The 16,613-nt window shown below is 59.3% G+C and carries 17 protein-coding genes; 9 read left to right on the plus strand and 8 right to left on the minus strand.

All coding sequences use genetic code 11. The features are described 5' to 3' along the window. The first annotated feature begins 64 nt into the window (after positions 1–64). Both A3OQ_RS0111245 and A3OQ_RS0111250 read left to right on the plus strand, forming a co-directional pair. The gene (locus tag A3OQ_RS0111245) at positions 65–1,900 is read left to right on the plus strand and encodes an ABC transporter ATP-binding protein (RefSeq protein WP_020175493.1); all 1,836 of its coding nucleotides are present in this window, start codon (positions 65–67) and stop codon (positions 1,898–1,900) included. A 114-nt stretch (positions 1,901–2,014) separates the two neighbouring features. Further along, positions 2,015–2,338 carry a hypothetical protein gene (locus A3OQ_RS0111250; RefSeq protein WP_020175494.1) on the plus strand — a complete coding sequence of 108 codons (324 nt, stop codon included), beginning with the start codon at positions 2,015–2,017 and terminating at the stop codon, positions 2,336–2,338. An 80-nt stretch (positions 2,339–2,418) separates the two neighbouring features. On the opposite strand, the gene A3OQ_RS0111255 is transcribed toward A3OQ_RS0111250, so the two are convergent. Then, positions 2,419–4,020 carry an esterase-like activity of phytase family protein gene (locus A3OQ_RS0111255; RefSeq protein ID WP_020175495.1) on the minus strand — a complete coding sequence of 534 codons (1,602 nt, stop codon included), beginning with the start codon at positions 4,018–4,020 and terminating at the stop codon, positions 2,419–2,421. A gap of 217 nt (positions 4,021–4,237) precedes the next feature. Beyond that, positions 4,238–5,869, minus strand: coding sequence for a phytoene desaturase family protein (locus A3OQ_RS0111265; protein ID WP_020175496.1), 1,632 nt, complete (start codon positions 5,867–5,869; stop codon positions 4,238–4,240). A 478-nt stretch (positions 5,870–6,347) separates the two neighbouring features. Here A3OQ_RS0111265 and A3OQ_RS0111270 point away from each other — a divergent pair, with 478 nt between their 5' ends. Together A3OQ_RS0111270 and A3OQ_RS0111275 are read left to right on the plus strand one after the other, a co-directional pair. Then, positions 6,348–7,328, plus strand: a complete 981-nt coding sequence (locus A3OQ_RS0111270; RefSeq protein WP_020175497.1) for a S1C family serine protease — start codon at positions 6,348–6,350, stop codon at positions 7,326–7,328. Between the two features lie 169 nt (positions 7,329–7,497). Further along, positions 7,498–7,737, plus strand: a complete 240-nt coding sequence (locus A3OQ_RS0111275) for a hypothetical protein (RefSeq protein WP_020175498.1) — start codon at positions 7,498–7,500, stop codon at positions 7,735–7,737. 154 nt (positions 7,738–7,891) lie between these two features. Here the strand turns inward: A3OQ_RS0111275 and A3OQ_RS0111285 are convergent, their stop codons facing one another. Together A3OQ_RS0111285 and A3OQ_RS0111290 are read right to left on the minus strand one after the other, a co-directional pair. After that, a complete protein-coding gene (locus A3OQ_RS0111285) occupies positions 7,892–8,485 on the minus strand; it encodes a hypothetical protein (protein WP_026595731.1) in 594 nt (197 codons plus the stop codon). Positions 8,486–8,675: 190 nt separating this feature from the next. Beyond that, a complete protein-coding gene (locus tag A3OQ_RS0111290; protein WP_020175500.1) occupies positions 8,676–9,374 on the minus strand; it encodes an orotate phosphoribosyltransferase in 699 nt (232 codons plus the stop codon). A gap of 440 nt (positions 9,375–9,814) precedes the next feature. Between A3OQ_RS0111290 and A3OQ_RS0111295 the strand changes: the two genes are divergently transcribed. Next, positions 9,815–10,624 (plus strand): sterol desaturase family protein, encoded by an 810-nt coding sequence (locus tag A3OQ_RS0111295; RefSeq protein ID WP_020175501.1) that lies wholly within the window; start codon positions 9,815–9,817, stop codon positions 10,622–10,624. 47 nt (positions 10,625–10,671) lie between these two features. Here the strand turns inward: A3OQ_RS0111295 and A3OQ_RS0111300 are convergent, their stop codons facing one another. Beyond that, positions 10,672–11,340, minus strand: a complete 669-nt coding sequence (locus tag A3OQ_RS0111300; RefSeq protein WP_020175502.1) for an O-methyltransferase — start codon at positions 11,338–11,340, stop codon at positions 10,672–10,674. 23 nt (positions 11,341–11,363) lie between these two features. Further along, positions 11,364–11,612 carry a hypothetical protein gene (locus tag A3OQ_RS0111305; protein ID WP_152428409.1) on the minus strand — a complete coding sequence of 83 codons (249 nt, stop codon included), beginning with the start codon at positions 11,610–11,612 and terminating at the stop codon, positions 11,364–11,366. 235 nt (positions 11,613–11,847) lie between these two features. On the opposite strand from A3OQ_RS0111305, the gene A3OQ_RS0111310 reads away from it, so the two are divergent. The 3 genes from A3OQ_RS0111310 to A3OQ_RS0111320 all read left to right on the plus strand — a co-directional run bounded on the left by A3OQ_RS0111310 (position 11,848) and on the right by A3OQ_RS0111320 (position 14,020). Beyond that, entirely contained in the window at positions 11,848–12,363 is a 516-nt protein-coding gene (locus A3OQ_RS0111310; protein ID WP_020175504.1) for a c-type cytochrome, methanol metabolism-related, read from the plus strand. A gap of 242 nt (positions 12,364–12,605) precedes the next feature. Then, positions 12,606–13,394, plus strand: coding sequence for a class I SAM-dependent DNA methyltransferase (locus A3OQ_RS0111315; protein ID WP_020175505.1), 789 nt, complete (start codon positions 12,606–12,608; stop codon positions 13,392–13,394). A 74-nt stretch (positions 13,395–13,468) separates the two neighbouring features. Beyond that, a complete protein-coding gene (locus A3OQ_RS0111320; protein ID WP_020175506.1) occupies positions 13,469–14,020 on the plus strand; it encodes a hypothetical protein in 552 nt (183 codons plus the stop codon). 41 nt (positions 14,021–14,061) lie between these two features. On the opposite strand, the gene A3OQ_RS0111325 is transcribed toward A3OQ_RS0111320, so the two are convergent. Both A3OQ_RS0111325 and A3OQ_RS0111330 read right to left on the minus strand, forming a co-directional pair. Beyond that, the gene (locus A3OQ_RS0111325) at positions 14,062–14,823 is read right to left on the minus strand and encodes a glycerophosphodiester phosphodiesterase family protein (RefSeq protein ID WP_020175507.1); all 762 of its coding nucleotides are present in this window, start codon (positions 14,821–14,823) and stop codon (positions 14,062–14,064) included. Continuing rightward, positions 14,820–15,296: a RidA family protein gene (locus A3OQ_RS0111330; RefSeq protein WP_020175508.1), complete on the minus strand. Its 477-nt coding sequence runs from the start codon at positions 15,294–15,296 to the stop codon at positions 14,820–14,822. The genes A3OQ_RS0111325 and A3OQ_RS0111330 overlap by 4 nt, the downstream gene beginning before the upstream one ends. Before the next feature lie 330 nt (positions 15,297–15,626). Between A3OQ_RS0111330 and A3OQ_RS0111335 the strand changes: the two genes are divergently transcribed. Continuing rightward, complete coding sequence (locus A3OQ_RS0111335) at positions 15,627–16,520, plus strand: cell envelope integrity EipB family protein (RefSeq protein WP_020175509.1); 894 nt, start codon at positions 15,627–15,629, stop codon at positions 16,518–16,520. The last annotated feature ends 93 nt before the right edge of the window (positions 16,521–16,613 follow it).

Here is a 16,613-nt window from a genome sequence, read left to right on the forward strand (position 1 = left end):
ATGACACATGACCCTTTCACCCGCTCTCTGCCACAAAGGAGGAGCATAGGCTCGTCGACCGAATATGTTCCACTTCTTTGAATCCATCATCGCCCCGACACACGACCGAAGGCTCGAAGAGCCGCCGTCGGGCCTGCTGGCGTTTTATTGGCATTTCATCCGCCAAAGCCGGGTGCCCTTCCTGCTTCTCTTCGGGGTGGGGCTAACGGTTGCCGCGCTCGACGCGGCGATCCCGTGGTTTGTCGGACGCATCGTGCGGCTCGTGATCGCGACGCCGCGCGACGCCTTTTTCGAGGCTGCCGAACCCTTCCTCGCATTTGGCCTCGCCGTCGTGATCCTGCGGCCCCTGGCGGTGATGGCGCAGGGGCTTGTCGCCAATCAGGCGATCGTGGCCAATGTCACCAATCTTATCCGCTGGCAGAGCCATCGCCATGTCGTGCGGCAAAGCTGGCCCTTCTTCCAGAACGATTTTGCCGGACGCATCGCCGCGCGCGTCATGGATACGGGGCCGGCGCTGCGCGAAAGCGTGGTGGTCTCGATCACCGCCGTCTGGGGCATTCTCGTCTATGGCCTGCTTGCGCTTTCCATGCTGGCTGCGGCCGATTGGCGGCTGTCTTTGCCGATCGTCGCCTGGTTTGGCCTTTATCTAAGCCTGCTGCGGATCTTCGTGCCGCGGCTGCGCGATCAATCGAAGCGCTTGTCGGAAGCTAAGTCGACGATCGTCGGCCGCATCGTCGACAGCTATACGAATATTCTGACGCTCAAACTCTTCGGCAAGCTCGAACGCGAAGACGATTACGTCCGCCGTTCGGTCGATGCGCATACCTCCGCCTTCCGCAGACAGTTGCGGCTGACGACTTTGTTTTCGACCTCGCTGTCGGTTCTGAATGCCGTCTTGCTCGCAGCAACCACGAGCCTCGCTCTGATCTTATGGCGGCAAGGCGCGGTCGATGTCGGCGTCATCGCCATGACGATTCCGCTCACTTGGCAGATCGCATCGATCGCCAATTCCGTGGCGGTGCAAGTGACGGGCGTCTTCGAGCATATAGGCGCGGTGCAAGAAGGCATGCTCACCATTGCCAGACCGCTTTTGCTCGCCGATCAATCGGAAGCGGGTACGCTCAAAGTCGGACGCGGCGAGATCCGCTTCGAGCATGTCACCTTCGGCTATGGCCGCGAGCGCGGCCTGCTCGACGATCTGAATCTCACCATCAAGGCGGGTGAGAAGATCGGTCTCGTCGGACCCTCCGGTGCCGGCAAGACGACGCTCGTCAATCTTCTCCTGCGCTTTCATGAGATCGAAGGCGGCCGCATTCTGATCGACGGTCAGAATATAGCCGAAGCGACGCAAGAGAGCCTGCGCGCCGCGATTTCCGTCGTGACGCAGGATACGTCGCTGTTGCATCGCTCGATCGGCGACAATATCGCCTATGGACGGCCGCTCGCCAGCGGCGACGAGATCGTCATGGCGGCCAAACGCGCCCAGGCGCATGATTTCATCTTGGATCTCGAGGATTGGGAAGGCCGAGCGGGCTACCAGGCTCAGGTCGGCGAGCGCGGCGTCAAATTGTCGGGCGGCCAGCGCCAGCGCATCGCGATCGCGCGCGTGATCTTGAAAAATGCGCCGATCCTCGTCCTCGACGAGGCGACCTCGGCGCTCGACAGCGAAGTCGAAGCCGCGATCCAGGAAAGCCTTTCGAGCCTGATGGAAGGCAAGACCGTGATCGCCATAGCGCACAGGCTCTCGACCATCGCGCGGATGGACCGGCTCGTCGTTATGCAGGAGGGCCGGATCATCGAGACCGGCAGCCATGCCCAGCTTCTGGCCCGCAACGGGCTTTATGCGCAGCTCTGGCATCGCCAGTCGGGCGGCTTCATCGACGCCGAGGACGCGGCCTGATCGCGGCGCTCCTAAACTGCCAGTGCCAAAGTCATTCGACACATGTGCAGGCTTGATTTATAGCCAATCCCGAAACGCCGGTAAGCGGCAGGATTTTCGAGTTGGAGATGCAAGATGGCCGATCTGGACGAAGCGAGCACAAAGTCGATTCTGAGCCTGAAGACGGAATTGGAAAAGCTGAACGATAACATCATCCGGGCCGCCGAGGGCCGGCGCGAATTGCCGGTGCCGCTCGGCGAAACCTTGAAGAAAATTTCCGAATTGCTGGGCGAATGCGAGGATGCGATCAAGGAACATATTGCAACGCCCCTGAGCCCGGCTTCGATGGAGCTGGTGATCAACTCCTTGGACGTCGCCCACGAAAGCGTCGACAGTCTCATCGTGTTCGACGCGCTCGAAGGCACGGTCTTCAACACGGAAACCGTCGCGAACGACTGATCTCCGTTCTTGATGGTGAAAATAAAAAGGAGAGCTGCATTATTGCGGCTCTCCTTCGTTAGATTGCCTGAGCAGCGCCTTTAACGGTTGCTGAGGAGAAGATCGATCAGTTCAGAAATGAATGTTGGCCGCGGCGCAACATAGCTCGGCAGGGCGACGCGATAGACCAGCACAAGCGTGTCAACATTGGCGCCCGACGCATCGGCATAGGCCGTGCCAGCCATATGTCCGTTCTGGGTGATGAAGTCATTGTCGCTACCAACGAACAGGAAATAATCGTTGGGTGCTTTTGGGTCGTGGACGGGCACGACGCTGATGCTCTCCCACTTTTCATAGAGATCGTTGGAATCGTTCGGCGCGCCATTGTGCAGATTGAAGCGGTTCAATTGCGAATTGTCGTTGATGTCCAGGAAGCTCTGATAAGCAACCGGGGTGATCGCGCTATTCAACACGCCGAGCGGCGCAACTGAGCCGCCAGTATTATCGTAGGAGGTATTGGCGATATTGGTCGCGTGCGAGATGTCGATCAGATCGATGTGGCGATAGACCGAGGCGGGGTTTGATGTGGTGAAACCGGCGCTGCTGTCGCGGGCAAGCACTAGGAATTGATGGTCGTTCAGGGCGAAGAGTTCGCTCTGGGCAGCGGTCAGCAATTTCGTCTTGCTCGTGGTCTGATCCTGGTAGAGGGGCAGTTGCACGACATATTCGGCGACGAGCTTCGGCTTGCCGACGACGAAGGGTTCACGATGCTCGAGATCGTAAACGAGCATGCGCGTATTGCGGCGGGTGGTCTTGATATTAGCCGGATCGAGGTCCTGGATCAGGGCGCTTTGCAGCAGAACATAAAGTTTCTTGCGGTCGGGGCTCATAGCGAGACCCTCGAAGCCTTGATTGTTCTGGCGTCCTGAGACCGGGTTGCCGGGATCGGGATTATAGGTCACGCCAACCGGTGGGCTGTCGGCCGAGAAATTGTCAACAGTGGCGCCAGTCGAATCCTTGCGCATCGGGATGAAGGCGTCCGGCGGCCGAATGGCTTCGAGCAGTTTCCCTTCAAGGGTGTAATGATAAACATAGGGGCCATATTCATCGCTGACCCAGACCGTTCCGTCGCCGGGAAAGACGACCGCCTCATCATCGACGGGAATCTCCTTATTCGACATCGGAAGTTCCGGGAAAAACCGGGTCCGCGCGAAAACGCCCGTAGGGTCAAGGCCGGTGGTCTTGGCTCCGAATGGCTTGCTGAATTCAAATGAGTCTTTGTAATCGAGTACGAGCTGATTTTGAGTTGTGGTCGACGCGCCGGTGAAGGGCGTCAAAGTAACCTGGAACTTGTGCAGCCGGCCGTGAAAATCGACAGTGCCTTGGGTGTTCCAGCCGCGATCCGGCAGCATGTAGAGCGTGCCGCCGTAAGATCCGTCGCCCTTCTTATGCCAAGCCTCGATGTCCATCGCCATGCCGGAGCCAAATCCGCCCAGCGTGTCGCCAAATTTGTCTATGGCATTTGAGGGAACACGGACGACGCCGACGAGACCCTTATTGATATAGGTCTGGCCTTCGAAATTGACCGATTGAGCCGAAGCCGCCGTCAGGCCGATGCAAACGCTCAGCGCCATACCCATCGTGCTTGCAACGCAATGGCGCAATCCCTTTGAAATATCTTTTGGATGCTGCTCGCCATTCATGTTTTCATCTCCAAAATACACATTCGCGCAGCCGCGTGAATACCGTGCGGATCGCACGACGGTTTGCGGTATTTTCATCATTGTTCAGGGAAGCGGAGTGAATGCCGTCTTGGCAGGCCAAGCCGCGATCCGAACCGCTTGAGATAGGATGGCGCGAAGCTGACTCAATTCCATGTCGGCAATATTACAGCTGGAGGTAGTGCCGGAGGCTTTCGGGTTAAGTCAGCTTGCGCCGTTTGAAATCCCGCAAAATCTCGCGCGCCGCGTTATGACCCGGCGCGCCGGTGACGCCGCCGCCCGGATGCGTGCCTGAGCCGCACATATAGAGGCCGGGAACGGGGCCGCGGTAATCGGCATGGCCGAGCAGCGGACGCGCCGAAAACATCTGGCCCAAGTCGAGCGCGCCATGAAAAATATCGCCGCCCACGAGACCAAAGGTCCGCTCAAGATCGAGCGGGCTCATGATCTGCCGCCCGAGAATCGAGCGCTTGAAATTCGGCGCATGGGCGTCGACCGTCGCGATCATCAGATCGGCGACCGTGTCGCGATGCGCGTCCCAGGAGGCGCCGTCGGGCAGGCTTGGCGCCACATGCTGGCAGAAAAGGCTCGCGACATGCTGGCCCCTGGGTGCGAGCGTATCGTCGAGCGTGGATGAAATCACCATCTCGACGATCGGCTGCTTCGACCAGCCATGGGTCCGCGCGTCGAAATAGGCCTGCTCCATATACGCAAGACTCGGCGCGATGATGATGCCGGCGCTGTGATGTTCGGCCTGATCGCGGCCGGGCAGGGCGGTGAAATCCGGCAATTCGGATAGCGCGACATTCATCCGGAATGTGCCGGAGCCGCAGCGGTAGGCGGCGATACGCTTGCGAAAATCATCCGGCAATGCGGCCTGATCGATCAAGTGCTGATAGAGAAGCTTCGGGTTCAGGTTCGAGACCACCGCACGGGCATAGATACGTTCGCCCGTCTCCGTGACGACCCCTGTGGTTCGGCCCTTCTCGACGATGACTTCCTTCACGGGCGTTGAAAGGCGGATGTCTACGCCCCGCGCCATCCCAGCTTTCGCCATGGCCTGCGTGATCGCGCCCATCCCGCCGATCGCATGGCCCCAAAGGCCCTTGCGGCCGTTGATCTCGCCGAAGCAATGATGCAGCAGCACATAGGCTGAGCCCGGCGTATAGGGGCTCGCATAATTGCCGACGATCCCGTCGAAACCCAGCACCGCTTTGATGGGTGCGCTTTCGAACCACTGGTCGAGATAATCTCCCGCCGATTGCGTGAAGAGTGCCAGCAATTGCCGCCGGGTTTCGAGACCGAGCTTGCTCAGACGCCATCCGAGCTTGCCGCTCTTGATCAACTCGGGCAGTGCGGCGAGCGGATGACCTTCGATGACATTGGGCGGCGTTTCGAGGATCGTCCGGCGCAGAAAATCGGCGGCTATGCCGAGCTCCGTCTCGTAGGCCTCGAAGCGATCGGCATCTTTCTCCGAGAATTTCGCGATTTCGGCGCGGGTGCGGCTGGCTCCGACCTTCAGATAGCGGCCATCGTCGAGCGGCAGAAAATTCGACAGTTTGCGTTCGACGATCCGCAAGCCATGGGCGGCCAGGTCGAGATCGCGGATGATCTTCGGGTTGAGAAGCGAGACCGTGTAGGCCGCGACGGAATTGCGGAAGCCTGGATGAAATTCTTCCGTTACCGCGGCGCCGCCTGCGACGTGACGGCGTTCCAGAACGACAACCTTCAGCCCGGCGCCCGCGAGATAGGCGGCGCAGACGAGGCCATTATGGCCGCCGCCGATGATCGCGACATCATGCACCTTGCTTTGGTCTCTCCGCAGATCCATGGGGCAGGCGGCGTGCGCCCATGGCTTCGCCTCTAAATGGCTTCGCCTGCTAACATGCTACCGTGCCGGCGGGAAGTCTTGGCTCGCGCCGCGGCGGACGCCAACTCGTACGGCCATCGTAACCTCCGCGATGAGCGCAGGCATCAGGCGGATATGACCTTACGCTTCACTACTTAGGCGCCGCACAATACCGCTTCACAAACGACTTTAGCGCAGCGGCTTTTTCAAATCCGTCTAAGCTGTTAAACCAAAAAGGTGCAGCGTAGCCGGAAGGCTCGGCTTGCGCATGCCCTGTGCAAGTTTTCTATTTTTTAATGAGCCACCTCGCCAAATTCGTCTGAGATACTACCTCATTTGGTGGGCGCGGGTTTCGGATCCCTACATATCTTTAAAAGCCGATGGCGACGGGCTCCTGAGAAAAACCGATTCCGTCGCTGCGCCGGGCGTTCGTTTTCTCCGATGACATTTGAGGGTTTCAATGACCGCCGACGGCGAGGGTTGGGAAGTCCCGGAAGCGGAGCAGCCGCAACCCGGTCATTACCGGTATGATCTCGATCATGCCCTGGAATCGGTCGTGCGCGTCGGCGCGCGAATAGCGCACGGCGCCTTTACGGCTGAATCGCTCGGTACAGAGCGGGCCGGAAATGGCGTCTTGATTCGCGAGGACGGTCTCATCCTCACGATTGGTTATCTTGTTACGGAAGCCGAGGAGATCTGGCTGACCACCAATAGCGGCCGTGTCGTGCCGGGCCATGTTCTCGGCTATGATCAGCCGACCGGCTTTGGCCTCGTGCAGGCTCTGGGTCCGCTCGATATTCCGGTGATGGCCATCGGCTGTTCGCAACAGGCCGTCGTCGGCGCCCGGGTCGTGATCGGCGGGGCAGGCGGACGCAAGCACTCCGTCGCAGCACATGTCGTCGCGCGACGGGAGTTCGCCGGCTATTGGGAATATGTCCTCGATGAAGCGGTCTTTACGGCACCAGCCCATCCGAATTGGGGTGGGACGGCAGTGATCGGGGCCGAAGGCGACCTGATCGGCATCGGTTCCTTGCAGGTTCCTCAACAAATCCACGGTTCCCAGGTCGTACCTCTCAATATGATCGTCCCGATCGATCTGCTGCCGCCGATCCTTGACGATCTTTGCAGGATGGGATCGGCTGATCGGCCGCCGCGGCCCTGGCTTGGGATTTATGCGGCCGAAACCCAGGAGACCATCGTCATCGTCGGCTGCGCCAGCCGTGGACCGGCGCAGCGCGCCGGCCTGCGCGAAGGCGACATCGTGCTGGCAGTCGCTGGCCGGCCGGTTGAAACTCTGGCCGGCTTCTTTCGCGCCATTTGGGCTTTGGGGCTGGCCGGCGTCGACGTGCCTTTGACGCTCGATCGCGAAGGCGATGTCTTCGACGTGGGGGTCACGTCGAGCGACCGGCAGCATTTCCTCCGGCGGGTGCGGACCCACTGACCGCGACCGCTCTCTTCAAACTCGCTTTCGGGCCGATTTCTCTTTAAAGAAAGGGCTGGCGCTCACGGTCGGAAACATCCGCCCGGCAGCGGCCCCGAAATTGCTCGCCCGTCAGGGCGGTCTTTGCGCAAGGCGCAAAGGAAGTGAAATTTGGAGACGAGAGGCAACAATGAGTGACCCGACCGAAGCAGCCGTGATGAAAACCTTGATCGAAAACCTGTTGGCGAAAGCCAAAAACGCCCATCGGGATTTCAAGATGACGACGACGGCGGGCGGCATCCAGACGATCGCGGGCAATGCCGTCATGGATCAGGAAATCGTGATTGGCGACTATGCCATCTCATGGACGGATGGGTCGCGCACCTATGTCGTACCCTATTCCAAGATCGATCATCTTTTGATGGTCTGATTGCTCGAGCCGCCGCCGATGGCGGCGCTCAGCCTAGGTCCGGACAAAGCCCTGACTTTTCCGGATGAGAATAAAGTTCAAATCGGTCTCCACGCATGATCCCGGAAAGTCCGCGACTTTTCGGGATCATGTTAAAAATATCATCGAGTTATCGTCAGAACTTGATGAGGTTGTGGAAGGCGTCGCCGACGACACGGAATGGTTTGAGCAGGGTTCCCGTTGTGGGCAGACGATCCGTCACGGGTGAAAACATATTCCGCGCGGCGGGTTTCGCTGGCACTTCGGATGCGGCCACTGCGACGGGAATCGGCGCGGGCGGTATAAGCGCGCCGGGAGCAGGCGTTGCGAGGGAAGCCGCCACGGGTGCCGCCGTCTTGGCAGCCTCTTCGGTGGATGCCGGGCGGCGCGGCGGCAGGACCGGCTTGCCGGGGATTTTCGGAATGACGGCGCTCGCCAGGCCGTTTTTCTTCGATGCGTTGTCGAGCGTGCCCGCTTCGGGAACGACATAGGATGCCGAGGTCACCCGCGCCGCAGGCGGCGGGGCGTCCATGCCAGGCTCCTCGATATGGCCCGCCCATTGCGGTTGCTCCGCCTCGGCCACAGTGAGATGCGCCGGACCGGACGTCTGAGTCAGCGGCAGAAACGTCACATAACCGGCGACGGCGGCTGCCGCGACGATTGCCGCTTGGAGTGCGGGCCGAAGCGGCGAGGCTCCGGTCAATCCGTGAAAAAACAAAGGTAATTGCATAAGGCCCTCGCAATTATTCTTGAGCCCATCGCGCGATTCGAAAACGGTTTTGAGTCGGGTCGCGATCTGCTTCGAAATAAGTGCAACACGGCGCTTCCGTGCTTTAGGGGATTTGAGTTCCCCATTGCGTCAATTGATGGGCAGACTTGTTGCAAGAAGGTAACAAAGCCCGGGATCTTTCGGCTCCGGCCTAGCCGGCGCTCTTGAACTCCGCGATGCCCCCATGGGCGGCCGACCATTCGGCCGGCGCATGGAGAAAGGCTTCGACCGCGTCCAAGGTCGAAGTTTCGAAATACTGATGCGCCCGGGCCACAGCCAGCACGTCCCACCAGGTGACGAGGTAATGCAGCGTGAGTCCCAGGTCCGCGAGGATCTGCTGGGCATGCGGAAAAATATCGTAGAAGAAAAACACCAAAGCGTGGTCGCAGGTCTGTCCGGCGTCGCGCAGCGCATTGCAAAAATTCACCTTGCTGCGGCCGTCTGTCGCGAGGTCCTCGACGAGCAGCGCGCGCTTGCCTTCGTGAATATCGCCCTCGATCTGGGCGTTGCGGCCGAAGCCCTTCGGCTTCTTGCGGATATATTGCATCGGCAGCATCAGCCGGTCGGCGAGCCACGCTGCGTAAGGGATGCCGGCCGTCTCGCCGCCGGCGATGACCTCGAGGCTTTCGTAGCCGATCTCGTGCTCGATCGTCGTGACCGCGAAATCGATCATCCTGTTGCGCAGGCGCGGATAGGAGATGATCTTGCGCATATCCGTATAGACCGGGCTGGCCCAGCCGGAGGTGAAAATAAACGGCGTCTCGGCATTGAACAGGATCGCCTTCACCTCGATCAGCATTTTGGCGGTCTCGGTGGCGATCAACTGTTTTTCTTGCGTGCGCTCGGACATGCGAGTCTCCAGGGCTGGCGGCCAATGCGTGCCGAGACGCGTGGATTAATGCTAAAGTCCCGACATCTTCAAGCCGTCCCCGGCGACTATAAGTTTTTCTTTTTTGCTCCGATGCCGGGGCATGAGAATCCGCCCGTGCTCGCGAAGCCTTGATCGCTTGGAGGCGCTGAGGGGGAGGAGGCTCGTTTGATCGTATCATCGCGAGGAAGCCCATGAGCCCACGCCGATACCATGCGAAAAGCCAAGGGGTTGCGAGGTAATTATTATTTACATTCGACGTTTTTTGAGTCAGAACTCATCGGTACGGCTTGGGATATTCTGCTATTCCCCGTCTTGAAATTTCGACGATCCGATGGCCTGATTTCGGTATAGCCTTTCGGGGCATTTGTCCGATCCACGCGGTCGCGGCTGGCTGATCGTCAAAGCAATGAAGGACACATATGTCTGACGGGATCCTGCTGGGGTGGCTTCCCCTTTCCGTCCTGGCCTGGGCGGTTCAGATGGCCGTTTTTCACGGGATCGGTTTCGCCTTCGAATGGTGCGACCGGACCGGCCGGCTCTCCGGCGCCAAAGTGCGCAACGTGGGGCGGTTGAGCTATCGGGCGGCTTTGCCGCGCGTCCTCGTTAATCAGGTCTTCGTGCTTCTGCCCGCCATGATGCTGGTGCAATGGGCGGGGCTCGCCTTCACCGGCGTCACCCATCTCCCTGCCTGGCAGTTCCTGCTGGACCTCGTCCTCATGGGAATTAGTCACGATATCGTTCAATATATCGCCCATCGCCATATCCTGCACCGGCCAGGAATTGGCCGGATGTTTGGGCACGGCATTCATCACGGGACGGGCGCGAGCCAGGCGATCACCGCCTGTTACATGAGTGCCGCGGATTTCTTTCTCGAAATCGTCTTGCCATATCTCGTTCCGCTCGTCCTGATCGGCGGCGGCGGCGGCGATGTCTTCTTTCATTGCTTTGTCGCGGGCGCCGGGGCGTTCGGGGGGCTTTACGAACATTCCGGCTATGATTTCGCGGTGCCCTTGCGAAAGACGCGCTTTTTCGCGCAAAGGCCGCGGCTTGGCGGATGGATCGCAGCCGCCATTACAAGCCACGCGCATGGCGAACATCACCGGCGCAGCAATGTCAGCTTCAGCGACGGTTTCGGCAGTCCGGGGATTTGCGACACGCTGTTCGGGACCCGCTGGGATAAAGCCGATCATGGATCGAGACCGAGAGTCCCGGCGCAATCCATGTTCTGATTTTCAAAGACGCATAATCCGATGCGAAAAGTCCGCAACTTTCGGGATTATGCGATCACGCGGATAAGCGCGAAGCCGTCATAGCCCTTGACGCCGACCGTCTGCACGGCCGTGGCCGAGACGCGCGGCTCGGCCGCGATCAACTCGTTCATGCGGCGCACGCCCTTGATATTCGGATCCGCATTATTGCTGTCGATGACCCCGCCTTCGCGCACGACATTATCGGCGATAATCAAGGTGCCTTGCCGCGCCAGTTTGAGCGCGAAGGCGAAATAATCCGGCAGGCCCGCCTTATCCGCATCGATGAAAATGAAGTCGAAGGGCGGCAGCTTTTCCGCTTCGATGCGCGCCAAGCTTTCGAGGGCTTTGCCGAGACGGATATCGACCACGCCTGAGAGGCCCGCCGCCGCTATATTGCCTCTTGCGACTTCGGCATGTTTCGGGTCGGCCTCGAGCGAGATAAGCCGTCCGTCCGGCGGCAGCGCCCGGGCAAGCCAGATTGTCGAATAGCCGCCGAGCGTTCCGATTTCGAGGATCCGCCGGGCTCCGGCCGTCTGTGCCAACAGATGGAGAAGCTTGCCTTGGTTCGGGGCGACATTGATCGCTGGCAGACCAGCCGCCGCGCTCGAAGCGAGCGCGGCCTTGAGCGCCTCATCCTGCGGGACGAGAAGGTCGGTGATATAGCGGTCGACCGCGCTCCATTGGTCCTGCGACATAATATCTCGCTGTTTCGTCCCGCTTACGGATCGAGGACGATATAAGGCGGGACATTATAATAAGGAGGCTGCATCGGGGTGGAGTAAACTCTGACGTGAACCGGGATCGGCCCGCGCGGGGCAGGAAACCAGATCGCGCTGTCCCGCCATGGGTGATAGGGCTGAAACACGATCGCCGAAGGCCAGCCGAAGAAGGCTTCCTCTTGCGCCATCGCCGGGCCGGCCAGCGAGGTAAAGGCAAGAATTGAGAAGAACACACGAGTTTTCAGCATAAGGAACTCCAGATACCGAGGATTTACGTCGTGTGTAACGTGAAAGAGCCCGGAAAATCCGGCTCTCGGCAGAAATTTCCCTTGTCTTGGTTAGTTTTGGCAGGCGCGACGAAATTACTTTCGTTTTTTTGAAATTTGTGAATGTCACCGAATTGAAACGTCCGGCTGACTTGCCTATAAGGCCCGGATAAACAGGCTATAGCCTTTCTCGGGGGGAGTTATCGTGAAAATCACCATGTTGGCGAGCGTCTGCGCTTTTGTTCTTCTTGGCGCCGCGGGCGCTGCCGTCGCCGCTGAGGGGCCGGCCGATCCGAAGGCCGTCAAGCACGAAGGCGACAAATATTTCGACGTCAAGGGTGATCCCACCTACAATGTGCAGGCGGACGGGACTGTCGATTGGCCGACCTATTCCGGCTTCCGCCGTTACCATTCCGAATGCCATGTCTGCCATGGCCCGAATGCCGAAGGGTCGAGCTACGCGCCGGCTCTGAAGGACTCGTTGAAGACGATCGGCTATCAGGAGTTCTATGGCATTGTCGTCGGTGGCAGGCAGAACGTGAATACTGCGAACGAAAACGTCATGCCGGCCTTCGGCGAGAATAAGAACGTGATGTGCTACCTGAACGACATCTACACCTATATCCGGGCGCGCTCGACGGATGCGGTCGGACCCGGCCGTCCGATGAAGCGCGAAGACAAGGACCCGAAGACGACCGAAGCTGAAATGGCCTGTCTCAACGCGAAAGACTGAGCCCGTCTCGGTCGCGATGATTTCGCACGATGATTTTGATCGTTCAAGCCGGGCATGCCCGGCTTGAACTTTTTCGAGGGTGGGCCTGCATGGGATGGGTCCGCGGCTAAAACTGCCGCGCTCACGGCTGGCATCATATGGGTATGATATTTGTGATCTTGAAATGAAACACGGCTTAGTTCGGCCGCGATGCGCTCCAATCTTGCTGCCGGAAGCGCAAAAAAGCGACGAGGCGTTTCATCATGGAACATCCGGGTTTCAATCTGATCGATCACAATACGCGGATCTTCTTCAGGCCGAAGCTCGCGAACTGGTACGCCGGAGAGCCGCTGGCCGCCGCGGAAGCGATCATAATGATCCGTCACCGCGAGGCTTTCGCCGGCAAAAGCGTTCTCGACATAGGCGTCGGCTCGGGACGCACGACACGCTATTTTCTGCCTTTCACCGCGAGCTATCTTGGCACCGATGTCTCGCCGCCGATGCTGGCGCTGTGCCGCAAAACCTGGCCTACCGCCGATATCTCTGAACTCGATATGCGCGATCTGGCGAAGCTCGCGCCGCGCCAATTCGATTTCATCCTGGCAACCAGCGGCGTCCTCGACGTGCTGACGCATGAGGCGCGGCTGCAGGCGCTCGTCGATTGCGTGACGCTGCTGGCGCCGCAAGGGCTTTTCGTTTTTTCTTTCCATAACCGCCGCTACAAGAAGGCAGGCTGTCCGCCCCGGCTCGAATTCTCCGGTTCGACGATCCGCTGGCCATTGACCTCAGCGCGTTTCGTCCGAGATTGTATAAATCATCACAAGATGAAGGCCTTCGAGCATCGCGAAGAGGATTATGCGCTTTTGAACGATGTCGTTCACGGCTTTCAAGGTGTTTTCTACTATACGGACCGTGCGACGCAGACACGGCAGATCGAGGCCGTGGGCCTATCGCTCGTCGAAGTCGTGGGAGACGACGGGCGCACCTTAAAAGAGGGCGCGGACGATCGCGATGATGGCCTTGTCTATTACGTCTGCCAAAAGCTTCATTAGGCGAACTAAACGACGATTATTTTGAACCAAATCGCATTCCATTTATTGAACTGTTTAAAGCGCTGGGACATGAAATGGATTGCACCTCACGCATCCTGGGGACGGCCGTGGCCATTGCCGCCGTTGTCAGCATGACTCTTCCGGCCGCCGGCTTTTTCGATTTTTTCGGCACGCAGCAGCCCCAGCCTCAGCCTTATTATTACGGACAATCCCCGCGTTATGGCGGCTGGGGGTCTTATCGCCATTCTGGCCCGCACAGGCCGCATCATGCGAAAGCGCCGGCCGACGAAAAGATCGCCCGGCAGACGCCGACGGATCTGATGCATGACGCGACCTTGCGTTACGGCGATGCCGTCATGACAAAATCCGGCATCAGAATCTTTACGGGAACGCGGAAAGCGTCTCATGATCGCGACGATTTCAGCCCGCTTCAAGACGTTCGCGTGAAGCCTAGCCAAAAGATCGCATTGGACGCGGTCGATCCCGCGCATCCAAATGGCACGAGGGGATGGAAATCCTCCGTTGAGCTGAGATCGGGGCGGTCTTCCGCAAGCACCATCCCGCTCGCCAAGGGCGTCATGATCGATAGCGGAAACGGCAAAGCCATCCGCTACGTCGGCCCCTAAGAGCGCCGGGAATCGCTACAACGATAATAAGGCGAAAACGATCAGGCTGCGAACCCTTCGAAGACGATCTGATCGGCGAAGGGCGATACACGCGTGCGCTCCTCGGGCGAGCGTATGGTCCAAGCCATGACGGGCATGCCGATGCCGTCGCGGCACAGGCGCGGCACGGCATGTGGCAGATCGCGCGCGGACCAGGACAAAAAATCCGGCTGAATCTCAGGGTAGAAGGAGAAATCGGTCAGAACCGCCTTTGTCGCATCCGACAAAGGAGTCCAGTCTTCATGCTCGTAATGCGCTTCGCCGATAAAGCCGACGGGGCAAGCGACGGCGGCCTTGCGGACCACACGCAGAACATCAATGTCGAAACTTTTAAGCGCGACCGGCCCGGTATAGCCGGCAACTGCCGCAACGGTGCGGGCGGCAAGCCGGTGATCGCCATCGAACCGGCTCTTGATCTCGATGATCAGAGGCGTCCGCCCGGCGATCGCCGCGAGGAAGGATGTCAGTGGCGGAGGTGCGCCGGCTCCGTCTCTATAGGCGATCTTTTGCAGCTCTTCGGCGGAGAAATGATCGACATTGCCCTGCGCCATGGTCAGCCGCTCGAGGCTGAAATCATGAAAGACGACGGCTTCGCCATCCTTGCTGATTTGCACGTCGCATTCGATCGCATAATTTTGCGCGATCGCGGCCTCAGCCGCCGCGATCGAATTTTCGACGCGGCCTTTTGTGCTGTCGTGAAGGCCGCGATGCGCGATAGGGCGCGCCGTCAGCCAATCCGGCGCATTTGGTGACTGCGACTTCAAGACGGGCTGATTTCGAACATGGCTTCGACTTCGACGGCGGAATCGAGCGGCAACTCGGCGACGCCGATCGTCGAGCGGGCATGGCGTCCCTTATCGCCCAAAACTTCGACGATCAGATCCGAGGCGCCGTTCATGATCGGCGCAATGGCCGAAAATCCCGGCGCGACATTGATGAAACCGCCAAGCCGGACGCAGCGGACGATTTTGTCGAGATCGCCCACGGCCGCCTTGGCTTGCGCCAGAATATTGATCGCGCATTGCCGCGCCGCTGCTATGCCCGCTTCGGCCGAGACCGCGGCGCCGATCTTGCCGGCATGGGCGGGTGGGATCTTGCCGTCGGCTCCGAAGGCCACCTGGCCGGAGATGACGAGAAGCGATCCGGTGACGACATAGGCCACGTAATTGGCCACCGGCGCAGCTGGCGTCGGAAGGCTGATGCCCAGCGCCTGCAATTTCTTTTCGACTTCGCTCATCCCAAACTCCTGGCTTCCATTGCGGCGGAGACATGCGCGATCGGCGTGAAAGGTGCAAGACAGGCGGACAAGACAGGCGCCGCGGACGAACGGTTAACCAAACCAATGCCTGCGACTCAAAAAGATTTGGGATATATTTACTCAAATCTTTCCGTGCCTTGCCCCGACTTCGGGCTTTGCTTTGGCGCTAATGGTTTGATTTCAAACGCGTGTTCTGCTTCAATCGCAACGCAACAAAAAATCCGGGTCCGCGTCTGGCGGCGCCATTGCCCGTAATTTTGCCATTCCAACCCGGCATGGCCTTCGTAACAGAAGGATAAAGGGAGCCCTATGCGAAATCGGACATTTCTTTTGGCTGGAGCGGGCATTTTGACGGCTGCTATCCTGTCTTCATTGCCGCTTACGGAACTCAGGGCCAATCCGCCGGCAGGGCCTGCTCCCGAAGGCGGCACCACGAGCGTGAAGACCAATCCGACCATGCCGCTCGCCGCGCATCGCGCCGTCTACGAGCTGACGCTTTTGAAATCCACCGGCAACAAAAGTCCGACCGCCGCGCGGGGCCGCATCGCTTTCGATTTTTCCGGCTCGGCCTGCGACGGCTATGTGCAGAACTTCCGGCAATTGACCGAGTTGCAGCCGGCGGAAGGACCGACGCGCGTCTCCGACATGCGGTCGGCGACATTCGAAGATGGTGACGGCAAGAATTTCGCCTTCGACATGCAGACCAATGTCGATAATGCGCAAAACGACATTATCGACGGCAAGGCCACGAAGGCCGGCGACGGCGCGCTCTCCATCGCTTTGTCCAAACCGAAGCCGGGCAAGCTCAATCTCGATACCGACGTCGTATTTCCGACCGAACATCTGCGCCGCATTCTCGATGCGGCCGAAGAGGGCCGCAACATTCTCGAATTGACCGTCTATGACGGGTCCGAGACGGGCGACAAGCTTTATGAAACCACGACCATCATCGGACATCCGATCCTGGCGCCCGTGGTGGAACAGGCCGCCCATATTCCGGCGCTCGAAAACATGAAGCGCTGGCCGGTGTCGATCAGCTATTTCGAAGTCGGCAAAAAGGACGAAGGCCCGAATTATATCCTGTCCTTCGATCTCTACGAAAACGGCATCTCCCGCGCGTTAAAACTCGATTACGGCGACTTCATCCTCGGCGGCGAAATGACCAGCCTCGAACTGCTGCCGCAGCAAACCTGCAGCAAGTGAGGCGGTCGCGAAGCCGCAAACTTCCAATCGCGTCATGGCCGGGCTTGACCCGGCCATCCACGCCGAAACATTGCGAGCACAATTTCAAGGATG

Origin of the sequence: Methyloferula stellata AR4 (assembly GCF_000385335.1) — a bacterium.
GTDB lineage: Bacteria > Pseudomonadota > Alphaproteobacteria > Rhizobiales > Beijerinckiaceae > Methyloferula > Methyloferula stellata.

Excerpts from the sequence above, each read along its gene's own strand:
- A3OQ_RS0111335 (WP_020175509.1), top strand. The coding sequence starts at position 15,627 with ATGCGAAATCGGACATTTCTTTTGGCTGGAGCGGGCATTTTGACGGCT.
- A3OQ_RS0111290 (WP_020175500.1), bottom strand. The coding sequence starts at position 9,374 with ATGTCCGAGCGCACGCAAGAAAAACAGTTGATCGCCACCGAGACCGCC.
- A3OQ_RS0111300 (WP_020175502.1), bottom strand. The coding sequence starts at position 11,340 with ATGTCGCAGGACCAATGGAGCGCGGTCGACCGCTATATCACCGACCTT.
- A3OQ_RS0111275 (WP_020175498.1), top strand. The coding sequence starts at position 7,498 with ATGAGTGACCCGACCGAAGCAGCCGTGATGAAAACCTTGATCGAAAAC.
- A3OQ_RS0111285 (WP_026595731.1), bottom strand. The coding sequence starts at position 8,485 with ATGCAATTACCTTTGTTTTTTCACGGATTGACCGGAGCCTCGCCGCTT.
- A3OQ_RS0111265 (WP_020175496.1), bottom strand. The coding sequence starts at position 5,869 with ATGGATCTGCGGAGAGACCAAAGCAAGGTGCATGATGTCGCGATCATC.
- A3OQ_RS0111320 (WP_020175506.1), top strand. The coding sequence starts at position 13,469 with ATGGATTGCACCTCACGCATCCTGGGGACGGCCGTGGCCATTGCCGCC.
- A3OQ_RS0111255 (WP_020175495.1), bottom strand. The coding sequence starts at position 4,020 with ATGAATGGCGAGCAGCATCCAAAAGATATTTCAAAGGGATTGCGCCAT.
- A3OQ_RS0111310 (WP_020175504.1), top strand. The coding sequence starts at position 11,848 with ATGTTGGCGAGCGTCTGCGCTTTTGTTCTTCTTGGCGCCGCGGGCGCT.
- A3OQ_RS0111330 (WP_020175508.1), bottom strand. The coding sequence starts at position 15,296 with ATGAGCGAAGTCGAAAAGAAATTGCAGGCGCTGGGCATCAGCCTTCCG.
- A3OQ_RS0111305 (WP_152428409.1), bottom strand. The coding sequence starts at position 11,612 with ATGCTGAAAACTCGTGTGTTCTTCTCAATTCTTGCCTTTACCTCGCTG.
- A3OQ_RS0111295 (WP_020175501.1), top strand. The coding sequence starts at position 9,815 with ATGTCTGACGGGATCCTGCTGGGGTGGCTTCCCCTTTCCGTCCTGGCC.
- A3OQ_RS0111315 (WP_020175505.1), top strand. The coding sequence starts at position 12,606 with ATGGAACATCCGGGTTTCAATCTGATCGATCACAATACGCGGATCTTC.
- A3OQ_RS0111250 (WP_020175494.1), top strand. The coding sequence starts at position 2,015 with ATGGCCGATCTGGACGAAGCGAGCACAAAGTCGATTCTGAGCCTGAAG.
- A3OQ_RS0111270 (WP_020175497.1), top strand. The coding sequence starts at position 6,348 with ATGACCGCCGACGGCGAGGGTTGGGAAGTCCCGGAAGCGGAGCAGCCG.
- A3OQ_RS0111245 (WP_020175493.1), top strand. The coding sequence starts at position 65 with ATGTTCCACTTCTTTGAATCCATCATCGCCCCGACACACGACCGAAGG.